Genomic DNA, 16398 nt, shown 5'->3' with positions numbered 1-16398 from the left:
TTGAGATGATAAAAATAAAAGATTTGAAGAAAAAATATGGAGAATTAGAAGTTTTAAAAGGAATTAGTACAGAAATAAAGGAAGGGGAAGTAATTTCGATTATAGGACCTTCTGGAAGTGGGAAATCAACATTCTTACGTTGTATAAATAGGCTTGAAGAACCTACATCAGGAGAGATTAAAATAAATAATAAAAATATTTTGGAACGGAAGGCGGATATAAACAAAATTCGTGAGGAAGTCGGAATGGTATTCCAGCACTTTAATTTGTATCCTCATAAAACTGTACTGGAAAACATTACTTTGGGACCAATTAGATTAAAAAAAATGCCAAAAGCAGAGGCAGAAAAACTGGCAATAGAATTATTGGAAAAAGTGGGACTTGCTGATAAGAAGGATGTTTATCCAAACAAGCTATCTGGTGGGCAGAAACAAAGGGTTGCAATTGCAAGGGCATTAGCAATGAATCCTAAAGTAATTCTGTTTGATGAACCAACATCGGCACTTGATCCTGAAATGATAGGTGAGGTTCTGGAAGTTATGAAGGAGCTTGCAAATGCGGGAATGACAATGATTGTGGTAACACATGAAATGGGATTTGCTAGAAATGTTGCAAATAGAGTATTTTTTATGGATGGAGGATATATTCTGGAAGATGCAAAACCGCAGGATTTATTTGATAATCCAAAAACAGAAAGAGCAAGAGAGTTTTTAGAAAAAGTGTTAAATCACTAAAAGATTATTAGTTAAAACAGTTTTAAATAAAATTAAATAGAGAAAGAGAGGAAAAAATATGAAAAAAATATTTTTGATGATAACATTAGTAATTTTTGGAATTATATCGTGTGGAAAAAAAGATAATGGGGAGAAAAAATTAAGAGTAGGACTGAATGCAGTTTTTGCTCCGTTCGAATATGTTGAAAATGGACAAGTTACTGGATTTGATGTTGATCTTATAAATGAAATTGGAAAAAATCTTGGATATAAAGTTGAAATTATTGATCAGTCATTTGATGGATTGATTCCAGCATTGAAAGCGGGAAAAATTGATATTATTGTATCTGGTATGAGTTCAACTGAAGAAAGAAAAAAATCAGTAGATTTTACAGATGATTATTTTGTTTCAAAAGAAACTTACATAAGAAAAAAAGGTAATACTGCAGTTACACCAGCTACATTAAGTGGTAAGAAAATTGGAGTTCAGCTTGGAACAATTCAAGAAATAGAAGCAAAAGAGATTAATGGAGCAACTGTTGTGCCAAATGAAAGTACAGTAAATACTATTTTAGATTTAAAAGCAGGAAAAATTGATGTAATTATTCTTGAAAAAGCAGTAGCTGAAGAATACATGAAGAAAAATCCTGAAATGGAAATTTTTGATGAAAAACCAGCTAAAATTGGAATGGCAATGGCTCTTAACAAAGGAAAAAATCAAGAGTTGGTAAAACAAATAAATGATGAATTGAAAAAAATGAAAGAAAATGGGAAATATAATGAATTAATTAAAAAATATGGCCTTGAAAACAGCCAAAAATAAAATACTTTATTAAAATAGGAGGAAGAACAAATCATGAAAAAGCCTACATTAGTTGCAGTTTCTTCACTGGTCGCAATGGCGGTGCCCACAGTATCTGAAAAAATGACAACTTCTGCTATGCGAAAAGACATAATTCGTCCAAATGTGGCGGATATTCAACAGGATGTAAAAAATGATATACCAACATTGGATACACCAAATCCTGAAAAAATAGCCTCAGCTAAAGCAACGGATAATCCTGATTTGATAACAGTTGCATTGACACAGGACGGTACTGGAACAAGAATTGTTAATAATAAATCTTCATTACCATACCAAAATTCTGATAAAAATGCAATTAATCCACAACAAGCACAACCAAAACAGCAAACAGAAACAGTACAGCCAGTAGTTCAAGCACAAACTAATCAGACTGAAACTGTTTCTGAAATTCAAGAAAAATCAATAAATAATCCACAAAGAGTACAGATTTCAAAATCAGAGATTATATCTCTTAAATCAAATGAATTAAGTTTTCATAAAAATAGTACTGATTTAAAGAAAGAAGCATATTCTGTACTACGTGATATAAAGGATTATGTCGAAAAAAATGATTATGTTGTATCAATTATTGGATATACTGATAAAAGCGGTGCTTCTTCTTATAATAAACGTTTGTCGCTTAGAAGAGCTGAAAAGGTTGGTTCAAAATTAATAGAATTTGGACTTTCTAAAGACAGGATAGTAGATTTAGTAGGACGTGGAGACAGTAATCCAATCAAAACTAATGATACAAAAGAAGGAAGAGAAGAAAACCGTAGAGTAGAATTTAGATTTGTAAAAAGAGGACAAGTATAGAATTATAGAATCTCTTTTAGAAAAAAGTGATAATTAGAGTAATAATTTCTAAATATCGCTTTTTATATTGTAGTAAAACTATTAAAGAAAAAGAGCATATTTATAAAAATAAAAAATAGGAGAGAAATTAATTTGATGAAAAATAATGAAAATATTGAACAGATAGAAAATGGAGAAAGTCATATCGAAAGAGATATAAAAAACGCAAAAGAAATTCTGGAGAGAATGAATCCTAATCAGAAAATTAATTATCATACAATTTTAACAAAACTTATTTCAGATTGGGAAAACAAAGATATTCGTCCCAAAATATTAATTCACAGCTGCTGTGCTCCATGTAGTACATATACCTTGGAATTTTTAACACAGTATGCAGATGTTACAGTTCTTTTTGCAAACAATAACATTCATCCAAAAGCAGAATATGTAAAAAGAGCCTTAGCACAGGAAGAATTTATTAAGAAGTTTAACGAACGTACTGGAAATAATGTTGGATTTATTGAGGATGAGTACAAGCCGATGGATTTTTATAAGGCTGTGAAAGGGCTGGAAAAGGAAAAAGAAGGTGGAGCAAGATGTACAGTCTGTTTTCAGATGAGACTTGATATTGTGGCAAAAAAAGCTCAGGAATTAGGATTTGACTATTTTGGAAGTGCCTTGACATTGAGTCCGCATAAGAATAGTCAATTAATAAATACATTAGGGCTGGAAATTCAGGAAATTTTTGATGTGAAATATCTTCCATCCGATTTCAAGAAAAATAATGGATATAAACGCTCTGTCGATATGTGTGCAGAATATGACGTGTATAGGCAATGTTATTGTGGATGTATATTTGCAGCCATGGATCAAGGAATTGATTTAAACGAGTATAAATAGAAGTTAGAAGATATTAAAAAACTGATTTGTTAGAAAATTATAAAAAAATTAAAAATTTGCCTTGAAAAATAAATAAGAATAAGATATAATGTACTTGAAAAGGATTAATAAAAGTTAGGTATTAAAAAGTTAGGTCATAATAGAAGCGAGCAAGTCTAAGTCTTCCTGGTTCAGTCAGGTATTAAAAAGTTAGACCATAAAGGAGCGAGCAGTCTAAGTCTTCCTGATTTATTAATCATTATATTTAAGGTATTTTTAGGCGATATTATTATGTATCGCCTTTTTAAATAAAAAGGGGATTAAACGAACGAAAGGAAAAGTAAATGATATTTTATAACATTAACATCAAGTTATTTAAAGTATTTAGGAATCTATGAAAATAAAGCTTCGCTAAAAGTAAAGAGGCCATTTATAGGAATAGTTTTTAAGATAAATAATAAGGAGTATTTTGCACCATTATCTTCTCCAAAATAAAAACATAAAAAAATGAAAACTAATATAGATTTTTCAAAATAGATAAAGGTAGCTTAGGAATTATTAATTTTAACAATATGATTCCAGTTATTAATAATGATTTATGTAGAAAAAAATTGGATTTAAAAATGTTAAGTAAAAGTTTAAATACAGAGGATATAAAATATTTTAGACTATTAAAAAATCAATTGGAATATTGTGAAAAGAATAAAAATATTATATTTGCAAAAGCTGAAAAAATATATAATATTTTTATAAAAAATTTTGAAGAATTGAGTGAATCACAGAAAAAAATGTATAGAAGAGTAAATAACTTTAAGGTGTTGGAGTATGCTTCAAAAGAATTTGAAAAGGAATACATAACAGAATTACTTTAAAATTGAAATTAGAAGTGATTTAATTTAATAGAATGATATTAAACGGATTTGAGTATATATAAGAGATTAAATAGAAAATAGAAATAAAATAACAAGAATGAGGATTTAGAAGATGAGAATTTTAATTGTAGAAGATGAGAGAATGATAAACGATATTATATCTAGAACATTAAAAAAGGAAAATTACAGTGTTGATAGCTGTTTTGATGGAGAAGAAGCGTTAGATTATATTTTTTCTACAGAATATGATGTGCTGATATTAGATATAATGTTGCCTAAACTTGATGGGTTTGAAGTATTGAAGAGAATACGGAATAAAGGTATACAGACACCAGTTTTATTTTTGACTGCGAGAGAAAGTGTTCAGGATAGAGTAAAAGGGCTGGATTATGGAGCTGATGATTATTTAGTAAAGCCGTTTGATTTTGAAGAATTGCTTGCACGTATTCGTGTAATTCTTAGAAAAAATAGTATAAAATCTGATTCAGTAGGAAATGTTTTTAAATTAGCAAATCTTACAGTTGACTGTAATACACACACTGTATATAGGGATGAAAAGAAGATAAAATTATCTCCAAAAGAATTTTCAGTGCTGGAATATATGATAAGAAACAAAAAAAGAGTTATTTCCAAAGAAAAAATTGAGCAGCATATTTATGATTTTGACTCTGAAAGAAATAGTAATGTGATTGAAGTACATATAAGGCTATTGAGAAAAAAAATTGATACAGATTTTACGCCTAAATTGATTCATACAATAAGAGGTGTAGGATATGTCTTAAAGGAAGAAAATGAATAAGAATACTAGTAATAATTTTGTTAATAAGCTAAACAATAAAAAAAGAATTTCAATAAAAACAAAAATTGCATTATGGTATACAAGTATGATAATTATAATTGTACTGTGTTTTTTAGGAACAATGTTTTATATAAGTTCTATCGCAGTAAAAAATTCGGTTTATAAAAGGCTTAAAACAACAGTAGAAAAAATAAACCAGAATATTGAGTTTGAAGATGGTGAATTAATGATTGACAATAATCTTAGCGTTATAACTAATGATATTTTTATTTCGATTTATGATAAAAATTATGATTTTATATACGGAAATACAAATATTGATTTAGAAGTTTCAAAAAATTCTGCTGAAAGTAATAAGTTAAAGATAATAAAGCAGGAAAACTCAAATTCGAAATGGTATGTTTATGATATAAGAAAGAATCTTGATGGGTATGGTGAAATATTGATTAGAGGAATTACACCTTTTTCTAGCCTTGAAAAAAATATAGAACTTATTATCTTGATATTCATTGTTATATTTCCATTTTTAATATTTGTTTCAGTTTTAAGTGGAAAATTTATAACAAAAAAATCCTTTAGTCCAATTGAGCAAATAGTAAAAACAGTTAATAAGATTTCAAAGGGAGATGATTTGTCTCAAAGGATTAATTTGAAAAATGGGGAAAGAGAAATTTATGATTTAGCAGAAACTTTTGACCAGATGTTTAATCGTTTGCAGGAGGCATTTGATAGAGAAGCTCAGTTTACATCGGATGTTGCTCATGAATTAAGGACTCCACTTTCAGCAATTCGTATGCAAAGTGAATATAGTTTGAAATATTTGAACTTAAATGAAGAATCAAAAGATATATTAAAAAATATTTTAGAAAAATCCAAAAAGATGTCAAGTTTAATTTCTGAATTGCTTATGCTTGCAAGAATGGATAAAAAAAATCAAAAACTTAATATCAAGAATGAGAATTTGAATGAAATTATTCAGTTAGTTATTGAAGTTGAAAGCAATTATGCTAAAGAAAAAAATATTAAAATTATTTACGATGAGAAAAATGATATTTTTGCAGATGTTGATAAAGATATGCTTACACGGGTTTTTATAAATCTTATTTCAAATGCGATTACTTATGGAAATGAAAACGGAACAATAAAAATAACTTTAAATAAAATAGAAAATGAATCTGAAAACACTGATGTACAAAAATCAAAAATAAAATGTCAAATTATTGATGATGGAATAGGAATTTCAAGTGAACATATTAATAAAATCTGGAATCGTTTTTATCAGGTTGAATCTTCTCGTTCCACTGATAATTCAGGACTTGGGCTTTCTATTGTAAAATGGATAATTGAAGAGCATAAAGGGACAATTATGGTAGAAAGTGAGTTAGGGAAAGGAACTGTTTTTACTTTTTACTTACCTGAAAAAATTTTGTAATTTAACTAAATAGATTATTTTGATTAATATATTTTTATTTATAGAAAGGGAAAAAAATGAAAATACTAGAAAAAAGAATGACACCATTTTTAATTTTAGCAATGTTATCTGCTTCAGCTGACATAAATTTGTATTCTGCAGAAATAACAACTGTAACAATAAGAAACAATAGAGTGAAAATAAATTTGGAAAGAGCTAAAAAAATTGTTTTTGAACATTCTAAAATACATTCAAATAATGCAAAATTGACAAAACTTATTTTAGAAAAAGAAAATAAAAAATATGTTTATGCAATTGAATTTTATTATAAAAATAAAAGATATAGATATAATGTCGATGCAAATACAGGAAAAGTAATCACATATAGTTCTACTGAAAGACTTATATCTGATTCTCGTTGGGGCGTTGGAAAAGATATAACATTCCAAGCGAAAAATGCACCAGCAGTAGCACCGTCACCATCACCAATAGAACAAAAGACTGAACGTGATGGATATGCTGATATGCAAAGTATGATGGAATATAGTAAAAGAAGAACTGAGGAAGAAAGTTATGATAGAGCTAAATACAACTTTAGTAGGAAAGAAAAAAATGTAGAAAATATCATTTTAGAGCAATTGAAGAAAAATGTTTATGATGATCTGAATTATGCTTCCTTTGAAGAAATTATTCTTGTAAATGCTGAAAAATCAATCTATAAGGGTACAATAAAAGCCAATTATATAGAATATGATTTTAAAATTAATTTATCAACACGTGAAATTTTAAAATGGAAATTAAAAAAATAGAATCTAAAAAAGTAAAAATTTTCAGTTAAATTTAAGGTTAATTTGCTAAAATACACTTGAATCTTTTTAAACTTAAATATATCATAACTTTTGATACAAATTTTAAAATAGTATTGTTATGATAAGAAAGTAGGAGAATTATGAAAAAGAAATCAAGAAAATTATCTGTATTAGTTATGACAGGATTAACACTTTATGCTGCAAATGGATTTTCTATACCAGCAATAAAAAAAGATTATACTTGTCCGATAGGAAAAGAAAAGTTTAGTAGCATTGATGATTCGCCACAATGTCCGACTAACAAATTTGTAATGTTCAAGAATGAATTTACAAAAGAAGAATTGAAAAAATATGAAAAAATAATAAATTCAAAAGAATATAAGGCTATTCCCCAAAATTTGCCTAAAGAATATTATTTAGGGAGATTTTATGAAATGGCAGGAGGATTTTCAGACAAGGAAATAGGCGAAACATATTACAAAGCATATATAGCACAAATTAATGAGAATTTTGAAAATGCTAATACTTTAAAGGAAAGTTTGGCAAAAGGGATAAGTTATCTTGAAAAATCTTTGCCTATGGAAAATAAAAGCGACTTTCCTTGGAAGTTAGCTTATTTATATATTAGTAACAAAGAATTTGATAAAGCAAATGCCTTAGTGGAAAAACAGGATAAGAATGTTCATTTGGAAAGAATAGCAAATTTTTACTACACTCTCTCTGATATAGAAAAATCTCAAATAGACTATTATGGTTATGACTATATGGATTTTAATAAGGAAAGTATTGATAAAAAAACAGAAAAAGAATTTAGAGAAAAAGCGTTGTATTACTTACAGGATGTAATTAAGAAAAATAAAGGACGTTATTCAGAGAAAGAACTTTTCAGACTGGTAAATTTATACAAATCTTTAGGAAATGAAAAGGCAATTGACGAAGTATTTTCTAAAGCACCATCAGAATACTGGAGTCTGATTGTGTCATATTATTTAGACGAGCCTATAGAAAGTATTGGTGATGTCTATGATGAAAAAAAATTAGCAACAGAAGATAATTTGAAAAAAGCACTAAGCTATGCTGACAAATTAGAAAAAATGATTTCTAAAAATAATAATGCTGATAAAATTCAATATAATCTATCTATAATTTTAAAAGCTGAAGCTGAACGTCGTTTAGGAAAATTTGAAGAAGCATCAAAAACTTTAAGTAAAATAAATTTAGTAGATGTTAAAGATACGCTTTATGATTATGATTTTAAAATTCTTAAAGAAAGAATAAATAAGAAAGACATTAGTGTAAGGCAATATATTCCAGAACCAATTAGGTATTAATATTAGAAATTTTTTCATTTATAATTTTTCATTATATTGTAAATTTCTTAAAAATTTTCAGTTAATTTTAAGGTTCGTTTGATAAAATACATTTATCAAAGGGAAAGGAGTTGATATGAAAAGGAAAAAAAGAAATTTATCTGCACTAATTACAGCAGGATTGGTAATGTGTGCTTCAAATTCTTTTTCCATAAGAATAGTAACTAAAGAGTATACTTGTCCACTAGGAAATGAAAAGTTTACAGCTGGTATAAGTTTGCCACAGCAATGTCCAGAAAATAAATTTGTAATGTTTAAAGAAAATTTTACAAAAGAGGAATTGAAGAAATATGAAAAGATAATAAGTTCAAAAGAATATAAAGTTATTCCTCAAAATTCTCCTAAAGAATATTATTTAGGGAGATTTTATGAAATGGCAGGAGGATTTTCAGATAAAGAAATAGGGGAAGCATATTATAAATCATATATTGAACACATTAATAGAAATGTTCAGAATAATGATACTTTAAAGGAGAGTCTGATAAAAGGGATAGATTATCTTGAAAAATCTTTATCTTCAGGAAAAAAAGAAGGTTTTCCATCGAGTTTAGCTTACTTATATATCAGTAACAAAGAATATGATAAAGCGAATGCTCTTATAGAAAAGCAGGATAAGAATATTTATTTAGAAAAGATAGCTGATTTTTATTATAGTGTTTCCAGCTTGCAGAAGGCTGAAAGTAGTTATAGTTATAAATATTATAATGAAATCAGTATTGATGAGAAAGCAAAGAAAATTTTTAGAGAAAAGGCATTGAATTATTTGCAGGAAGTAATTAGAAAAAATAATGGACAGTATTCGGGACAGGAGCTTTTAAGGAAAACAGAATTGTATAGTTCTTTAGGTAATAAAAAAGCTATAGATGAAGTATTTCTTAAAGCACAGCCAAAACATTGGAAGTTGATTATTTTACATTATTTGGATGAACACGGAGGAATTATTGGCGAAGTTTATGATAAAAATAATTTATCAACAGAAGCTGATTTGAAAAAAGCTCTAAGTTATGCTGACAAATTAGAAAAGATGACCTATAATTCATTTAAAGAGAATATTAACGTGGAAATGAAAAATATTAAAAGAAATAATTATCTTGAAGCTGCATTTTTGAAAGCTGAAGCTGAACGTCGTTTAGGAAAATTTGGAGAAGCATTAAAAACTTTGAGTAAAATAGATGTAGCAGATATAAAAAATACTGCCTTTAATAGTGCATTTTGAAAAAATTAAAGAATTAATTGAAAAAAAGGATAACAGCGTAAGCCAATATATTCCAGGTCGAATTATGTATTAGTTTAACAAAAAATTATAAAATTAAAACTTAAAGGAGAGATGATTTTTTATGAAAAAGTTTTTTAATAGAAAGATTGAAACTTTTATTCTTTTGCTATTATGTGCTAGTTTTTTAAGTGCTGTGCCTGTAAAAAGTGAGGAAGAAGCAGTAAAAACTGTGAAAAAATCTATAATTAAGCATAACCTTGGTGGTAAATTAGGAACAAAGTGTATGAAATTTTACATTGATGAAACTGCGGAAGATTTTCAGGTTGATGTACGTAGTGATAATGAAAAATGTGGTGGAGATCCTAGAGTTGAACCTCGTATCTTCAGTTACACTGTAAATAAAAAAACTGGTCAACTTAAAACAGACAGTTTTGAATATGCAAAGGAAAAAGGAATTGACTGGGAAGGAGATTATCTGTCTATAGATTAGTGATGCAGAAAATATGGTTAATTAAAACTTAAAGGAGAGATGATTTTTATGAAAAAATTGGTTTTAACAGGATTGCTTGTATTAAGTACAATGGTATTTGCAGAAAAAATTACTACAACAGGAAAAAGCTGGGAGAAAATTGAAAAAGAAAATAAAGTTCCCGAACAGGAAATCAGCATAATGAATTTTAGCTGGTTGGATAAAAAAGATGGTATAGAGGGTGTATATAATGTATATAGTTTTAAAATAGGAAAATTGGAATCTGATAAAAATAATGACTTTTATTTATCATCATATTATGATGAAAAACCTGAAAATGGTCTTCCGTTAGTATCAGATTTTAATAATATCAAAAATTTAAATGGTTTTACCATTAAAGAAAGTCTTGATGAAAATTCTGAAGCTTATGTTTCATATTATAAAATAAGAAAAACAGCTGTAAAAGGAATTTATTATATAGACAACTATATTGGTCAAGATGGGAAAAAACATCCTAAATTATACTTTGGATTTGATGAAAAATCTAAAAAGGTTGTAATTACTGATAAAAATGGTAATATAAAGAATGTATTGGAATATTATCCAGCAGGTTAATTATAAAATTAATATTTAAAAAAAATATAAATGAAAGCAAGGGATAAAAAATGCTAAAAAAAATAGGAATAGCAATGTTAATTATAGCAAGTTTAGGAATTGCAGCTACAACAAAAGAATCAAAACAAATTAAATTCCATAAAACATTTAAAGAAAGTAATCAGGTAAATAAAAATTTAAGCAATGAAGATAAAGAAATAATAAATATAGCAATAAACTTTGCAAATGAATATATACAATTAAAAAACCCTGATGAGTTCGATAAATGGTTTGCAAAAGCTCCAATTACAGAAAAATTTAGAAAGGAATATTTTAGAAAAGAAAAATATATAGATTTAAAGGAAAAAGAATTGTATGCAGTAACAAGTGAATCACCTAAAGAAAAATTAACTCCTGCTGAAAAGAAATTTTTAAAAGAAAATAACGATATATATTCCTATTATCAATACGATCCTTTATTGGGATTAGGAATAGAAGATTTAGCACAGGAAAGTGAATTTTTATTGAAAGAATATGATCCCAAATCTAAAACAGTTTATTTAAAAGATAAGTATGAGGAAGAATTTGTTATTGATGGTAGAAAAAATTATCAAGGTGGAACAGAAATAATATTAAAACTTGTAAAACAAAATGGAAAATGGTTAATTGATGAATCAAAAATAAAATAATTTTAAAAAAATAAAGGAGAACTAATTATGAAAAAAATGTTATTATTTATGATGTTGCTATTATCAGCAATAGTATTTGGAGAAAAAGTTACGAATAAAATTAATTTTGAAATTTCTCCAAAAGAATTGAGAAATATTGTGAAAAGTGAACCGTTATCAAATTCACATGATGATGGAAGTTATGCTGTTTATTATTATGCAAATGTAGAAGATCCGTTAGGTGTGAAAAGACAATTTAACAGTTTTGCTTTTTCTGAAAATAAGCTGTATTCGACAATTTTTGATTCAGTAACAACAGATGAGGAACATGCAAAAATAATTGAAGCTTATAAAAAAAATATAAATAAGATTTCTAAAGAAAAAATGAATATAAAAGAGCGTAAAGGAGCTTTATTATTATATAATTCAAAAAAAATAATTGAAATATATAGAGTAGTAGACCATACATTTATAAATGTTGCTCTTTATAGTGCTGGAAAATTAAACAATAGTTTGAAAAATTATGAATAAATATAAAAAATGAAAGCGAGTGGTAAAAATGTTAAAAAAAGTAGGAATAGCTATGTTAATAGTAGCAAGTTTAGGAATGGCGGTTACAAGAAATAAATCAAAAGTAGGTAAAGTTCAAAAAACAGTTAAAGAAAGTAATCAGGTAAATACAAAATTAAGTAGTGAGGATAAAGAAGCGATAAATACAGCAATAAACTTTATGAATGAATATATAGAAATTAGAGATTCTGATGAGCTTGATAAATGGCTTGCAAAAGCTCCAATTACAGAAAAATTCAGAAAAGAATACCGAAGAAGAGAAAAATATATAGAATTAAGTCAAAAATCACTTGAAGGAAAATTATCTCCTGCTGATGAGAAATTTTTAAAAGAAAATGACGATATTCATTATGAGTATGATGCCTTATTAGGAGCAGGAATAATAGATATAAGAGAAGAAAGTCGATTTCAATTGAAAAAATATGATTCTAAGTCTAAAACAGTTTATTTAAAAGATAAATACGAAGAAGATTTTGTTGTTGATGGTAGAAAAGGTCATCAAGGTGGAACAGAGATAACATTAAAACTTGTAAAACAAAATGGAAAATGGTTAATTGATGACTCAAAATAAATTGTACAAAGAAACAAATGAGATAGTCAAGTAATATATTCATTGAAATATATAGAGCAGTAGACCATACATTTATAAATGTTTCTCTTTATAGTGCTGGAAAATTAAATAATAGTTTGAAAAATTATGATAAATATAAAAAATAAAAGCGAGTGATAAAAATGTTAAAAAAAATAGGAATAGCTATGTTAATCGTAGCAAGTTTAGGAATGTCAGTTACAAGAAATAAATCAAAAGTAGGTAAAGTTCAAAAAACAGTTAAAGAAAGTAATCAGGCAAATACAAAATTAAGTAGTGAGGATAAAGAAGCGATAAATACAGCAATAAACTTTATGAATGAATATATAGAAATTAGAGATCCTGATGAACTTGATAAATGGCTTGCAAAAGCTCCAATTACAGAAAAATTCAGAAAAGAATACAGAAGAAGAGAAAAACATATAGAATTAGGTGAAAAGGCACTTGAAGGGAAATTAACTCCTGCTGATGAGAAATTTTTAAAAGAAAATGATGATATTGATTATGACTATGACCCTTTATTAGGATCAGGAATAATGGATATAAGAGAAGAAAGTGGATTTCAATTGAAAAAATATGATTCTAAGTCTAAAACAGTTTATTTAAAAGATAAATACGAAGAAGATTTTGTTGTTGATGGTAGAAAAGGTCATCAAGGTGGAACAGAAATAACATTAAAACTTGTAAAACAAAATGGAAAATGGTTAATTGATGACTCAAAATAAATTGGACAAAGAAACAAATGATATAGTGAAATAACAATTCATTGAAATAAAAATAGGGATTACTGTAATTTAAGGAAATCCCTATTTTTTATAAATAAAATTTATTAAATCTATTGAATTTATTTAACATTGAAAGTGTTCGGTGATGTGTTAAAAATTAAATTTCCAAAAATTCCTTTTCAAATTCCTCTTCTGTAAGTATCCGAACGCCCAATTTTTCAGCTTTTTCCAGTTTACTTCCAGCCTTTTCTCCAGCGATTAGAAAATCCAGATTTTTTGAGACCGCTGACAGATAATTTCCGCCTTTGGACAGGATAATATCTTTTATGTCGTTTCGTTTGTATTTTTCCAGTTTTCCAGTTGCAAGGAAGTTTTTGTCTTTTATAGGATTATCTGCTATTTCTTCTGAATTAGTTTCATTAACGGCAAATTGCAATCCAATATTTTGTAAATCTGTGATAATTTTCCAGTTATTTTCATCATTTAAGAAAGTATTTACAGCGAGTGCCACTTTATCGCCAATACCTTTTACAGCCAGTAAATTTTCGATTGACTGATTTTTCAGATTTTCAATGTTTTTGAAAGTTTTTGTCAAAAGATTCGCATTGAATTTTCCAACAAAAGGGATTCCAAGTGCGTAGAGAACTTTTGAAAAATCACGATTTTTACTGGACTCGATGCTATTTATCAAGTTGTCTACGCTTTTTTGTCCCATTTTTTCCAGATTTTCCAATTCTTCACGGTATTTTTCCAACGAATAAATATCGACTATTGTTTTTATTTTTCCTAATTCAATAAATTTTTCGACAATTTTGTCACCAAGTCCAGAAATATTCATTGCATCACGAGAAACGAAATAGGCAATTTGGCGTTTAACTTTTTCGGGGCAAAGTGGATTGTGGCATTTTAAGGCGACAAGTCCTTCTTCGTGTGCAAGCTCACTATTGCAGACAGGACAATTTGCTGGTTCCTGAATTTCAATTTCTTGTCCAGTCCTATCGTCAAACACAACATTTACAACTTGCGGAATAATTTCTGCCGCCTTTTCTACAATGACATTATCGCCAATTTTTATATCTTTTCTGCGAATTTCATCAAAGTTATGTAAACTTGCTCTTTTCACAACAGAACCTGATAAATTCACAGCTTCAAGTTCAGCAACAGGAGTGATTACACCAGTTCTTCCAACTTGAAAAGTTACGTCCATTAATTTAGTTTTTACTTGTTCAGCAGGAAACTTGTAGGCAATTGCCCATCGTGGGCTTTTAGTTGTGTAGCCAAGCGTTTCGTAAAGTGCAAAATTATTTACCTTTATAACAAGCCCATCTGTTTCATAATCAAGTTTTTTCCTGTTGTTATGCCATTTGTCGATGGATTTTTCCAATTCTTTAAAATCAGTATATTTCTCAAATATTTTTGTTGTTTTAAACCCAAGTTTTTCAATATATTCAATGCTTTCCAAATGAGTATTTATCCCGTAATTCTCAGCATTTACAAGATAATAGAGATAGCAGTCAAGCCCACGTTCTGCAACAATTGTCTTATCCAGCTGTCTTATTGTACCAGAAGCCGCGTTTCTAGGATTTGCGAAAACATCTTCTCCATCATCTTCACGTTCTTGATTTATTCGGTTAAAGCTCGAAATTGGCAAAATGATTTCTCCACGAACTTCCAGTGAAACATCTTTTTTCAATTTTTTAGGAATAGTTTTAATTTCCATAATATTTTCAGTCACATCTTCCCCAATTTGACCATCTCCCCGTGTTACAGCCTGAACAAGCACTCCATTTTCATAAATCAGGCTTATACTAAGCCCATCCAGTTTCAGTTCCAGAATATACTCTAGTTCCTGTGAATGATTATTAACATTTTCAGATAAAATAATTTTTTTGATTCTTTTGTCAAAATCCTCAATTTCAGAAATATTATAAGTATTCGACAGACTAAGCATAGGTACCCGATGTCGTATCTTCGAAAATTTTTCGCTTGCAGTACCTCCAACTTTTTCAGTAGGTGAACTTTCTCCATTTTCTTTATTTTTCAGCAATTCTGGATATTCCTGCTCAAGCTGTTTTAATTCACGCATTAAAGCGTCATATTCCATATCCGAAATAAGAGGCTTGTCCTCATTATAATAAAGATTGTTATGATATTCGATTTCATTTCTCAATTTTGTATATTTTTCTTGAATATCAGAAAAACTGGTGTTTTTTTCACTATCTATATTTTCATTTTCGTTATTTTTTTCTTGACTAAATAAATTCACGATTGCTCCTTTTATAAAATTTGTTTTGTAAATTATATCATTTTTTTTATGATATGAAAAGTTTTTGGAGCAATTAAATCAGAGCTTGAATCCCAAATATTGACAAATCGTGAATGGTACAATATAATAATTTTATTAAGAATGATATAGTGTTTTTTTACTTTTTTCAAAAGAAGAGAAAAAAAATTGATTTGTATTTTTTTGTTATAAATTTATAAATTAAAAAAATATAAAAATATTGAAAAAAGATTACAAAATTGTATTAAAATGAACTGGAGAAAAAGAATATGTTTTGGTATTGGAAAATACTGGAATTAAGAATATCGTAAAATTAAAATGGTGTTTTTGGAGAAATATATAGAAATTGAAAATGAAAGAAGGATTGGTAAATGTGAAAGATGAAAATAATATGGAAATATTTGAGATTAACATTATTAATAATGGAAAAATAGAAAAAAATAAACTATTTTTATCAGAAATTCAAGATGAAAATTAATTTAAAAATAGAAATTGAAAGAGCAATATATTTTTCAAAAAGTGATAATATCTTTGATTCTGTTGTAGAATTACGAAAAAAATTAGAATTAAATAACATTTATTTACTTTGTAATGCTTCAGCTATTAATGTTTATCCTTCTGGAATGCAAAAAGAATTTGGAGGGACAAAGGCGTATAAATTACAAATGGGAAAACAAACAACTTTAACTGATGTAGTAGATATCTTTGATTATGATAGCGAACTAAAAATTGGTAGTGTTAAAGAGCAAGAGGAATTTTATGAAAGTTGGATAGAAAGTTTGAGAAAATAA

At 27.6% G+C, this 16398-nt stretch carries 20 protein-coding genes; 19 read left to right on the top strand and 1 reads right to left on the bottom strand.

Features of this window, described 5'->3' with window-relative positions; all coding sequences use genetic code 11:
- The first annotated feature begins 5 nt into the window (after nt 1–5).
- The 17 genes from FVE75_RS06115 to FVE75_RS06035 all read left to right on the top strand — a co-directional run bounded on the left by FVE75_RS06115 (nt 6) and on the right by FVE75_RS06035 (nt 13323).
- Nucleotides 6–734: an amino acid ABC transporter ATP-binding protein gene (locus FVE75_RS06115; protein WP_147006456.1), complete on the top strand. Its 729-nt coding sequence runs from the start codon at nt 6–8 to the stop codon at nt 732–734.
- A gap of 58 nt (nt 735–792) precedes the next feature.
- Nucleotides 793–1536: a basic amino acid ABC transporter substrate-binding protein gene (locus FVE75_RS06110; RefSeq protein ID WP_147005688.1), complete on the top strand. Its 744-nt coding sequence runs from the start codon at nt 793–795 to the stop codon at nt 1534–1536.
- Between the two features lie 33 nt (nt 1537–1569).
- Nucleotides 1570–2373 carry an OmpA family protein gene (locus FVE75_RS06105; RefSeq protein WP_147005687.1) on the top strand — a complete coding sequence of 268 codons (804 nt, stop codon included), beginning with the start codon at nt 1570–1572 and terminating at the stop codon, nt 2371–2373.
- Nucleotides 2374–2508: 135 nt separating this feature from the next.
- Nucleotides 2509–3252: an epoxyqueuosine reductase QueH gene (locus tag FVE75_RS06100; RefSeq protein ID WP_021744515.1), complete on the top strand. Its 744-nt coding sequence runs from the start codon at nt 2509–2511 to the stop codon at nt 3250–3252.
- Nucleotides 3253–3585: 333 nt separating this feature from the next.
- Nucleotides 3586–3726: a type III toxin-antitoxin system ToxN/AbiQ family toxin gene (locus FVE75_RS11715; RefSeq protein ID WP_147006455.1), complete on the top strand. Its 141-nt coding sequence runs from the start codon at nt 3586–3588 to the stop codon at nt 3724–3726.
- 77 nt (nt 3727–3803) lie between these two features.
- Nucleotides 3804–4103 carry a type III toxin-antitoxin system ToxN/AbiQ family toxin gene (locus tag FVE75_RS11710; protein WP_269472149.1) on the top strand — a complete coding sequence of 100 codons (300 nt, stop codon included), beginning with the start codon at nt 3804–3806 and terminating at the stop codon, nt 4101–4103.
- A gap of 112 nt (nt 4104–4215) precedes the next feature.
- Nucleotides 4216–4902 carry a response regulator transcription factor gene (locus FVE75_RS06085; protein ID WP_147005685.1) on the top strand — a complete coding sequence of 229 codons (687 nt, stop codon included), beginning with the start codon at nt 4216–4218 and terminating at the stop codon, nt 4900–4902.
- Nucleotides 4895–6334, top strand: coding sequence for a HAMP domain-containing sensor histidine kinase (locus tag FVE75_RS06080; RefSeq protein WP_147005684.1), 1440 nt, complete (start codon nt 4895–4897; stop codon nt 6332–6334). Before FVE75_RS06085 ends, FVE75_RS06080 begins: the two co-directional genes overlap by 8 nt.
- A 56-nt stretch (nt 6335–6390) precedes the next feature.
- Nucleotides 6391–7122, top strand: a complete 732-nt coding sequence (locus tag FVE75_RS06075) for a PepSY domain-containing protein (RefSeq protein WP_147005683.1) — start codon at nt 6391–6393, stop codon at nt 7120–7122.
- Between the two features lie 140 nt (nt 7123–7262).
- A complete protein-coding gene (locus FVE75_RS06070) occupies nt 7263–8453 on the top strand; it encodes a tetratricopeptide repeat protein (RefSeq protein WP_147005682.1) in 1191 nt (396 codons plus the stop codon).
- Nucleotides 8454–8568: 115 nt separating this feature from the next.
- A complete protein-coding gene (locus FVE75_RS06065; protein WP_147005681.1) occupies nt 8569–9708 on the top strand; it encodes a tetratricopeptide repeat protein in 1140 nt (379 codons plus the stop codon).
- Nucleotides 9709–9829: 121 nt separating this feature from the next.
- Nucleotides 9830–10198 (top strand): hypothetical protein, encoded by a 369-nt coding sequence (locus FVE75_RS06060; RefSeq protein WP_147005680.1) that lies wholly within the window; start codon nt 9830–9832, stop codon nt 10196–10198.
- A 48-nt stretch (nt 10199–10246) separates the two neighbouring features.
- Nucleotides 10247–10792, top strand: coding sequence for a hypothetical protein (locus tag FVE75_RS06055; RefSeq protein ID WP_147005679.1), 546 nt, complete (start codon nt 10247–10249; stop codon nt 10790–10792).
- Between the two features lie 50 nt (nt 10793–10842).
- Nucleotides 10843–11460, top strand: coding sequence for a hypothetical protein (locus FVE75_RS06050; protein WP_147005678.1), 618 nt, complete (start codon nt 10843–10845; stop codon nt 11458–11460).
- A gap of 27 nt (nt 11461–11487) precedes the next feature.
- Nucleotides 11488–11970, top strand: coding sequence for a hypothetical protein (locus FVE75_RS06045; protein WP_147005677.1), 483 nt, complete (start codon nt 11488–11490; stop codon nt 11968–11970).
- A 28-nt stretch (nt 11971–11998) separates the two neighbouring features.
- Nucleotides 11999–12580: a hypothetical protein gene (locus FVE75_RS06040; protein WP_147005676.1), complete on the top strand. Its 582-nt coding sequence runs from the start codon at nt 11999–12001 to the stop codon at nt 12578–12580.
- A 161-nt stretch (nt 12581–12741) separates the two neighbouring features.
- On the top strand, nt 12742–13323 hold the full coding sequence (locus FVE75_RS06035) for a hypothetical protein (protein WP_147005675.1): 582 nt from the start codon (nt 12742–12744) through the stop codon (nt 13321–13323).
- 157 nt (nt 13324–13480) lie between these two features.
- Here FVE75_RS06035 and ligA read toward each other — a convergent pair whose 3' ends face one another.
- Nucleotides 13481–15589 carry an NAD-dependent DNA ligase LigA gene (gene ligA / locus FVE75_RS06030; protein ID WP_147005674.1) on the bottom strand — a complete coding sequence of 703 codons (2109 nt, stop codon included), beginning with the start codon at nt 15587–15589 and terminating at the stop codon, nt 13481–13483.
- Between the two features lie 364 nt (nt 15590–15953).
- Here ligA and FVE75_RS11705 point away from each other — a divergent pair, with 364 nt between their 5' ends.
- Together FVE75_RS11705 and FVE75_RS06025 are read left to right on the top strand one after the other, a co-directional pair.
- Nucleotides 15954–16085, top strand: a complete 132-nt coding sequence (locus tag FVE75_RS11705) for a hypothetical protein (protein ID WP_269472148.1) — start codon at nt 15954–15956, stop codon at nt 16083–16085.
- Nucleotides 16075–16398, top strand: coding sequence for a hypothetical protein (locus FVE75_RS06025; protein WP_232052465.1), 324 nt, complete (start codon nt 16075–16077; stop codon nt 16396–16398). Before FVE75_RS11705 ends, FVE75_RS06025 begins: the two co-directional genes overlap by 11 nt.

It is taken from the genome of Leptotrichia hongkongensis (assembly GCF_007990635.1).
GTDB lineage: Bacteria > Fusobacteriota > Fusobacteriia > Fusobacteriales > Leptotrichiaceae > Leptotrichia > Leptotrichia hongkongensis.
This window is presented reverse-complemented; position numbering and strand designations above follow the sequence as displayed.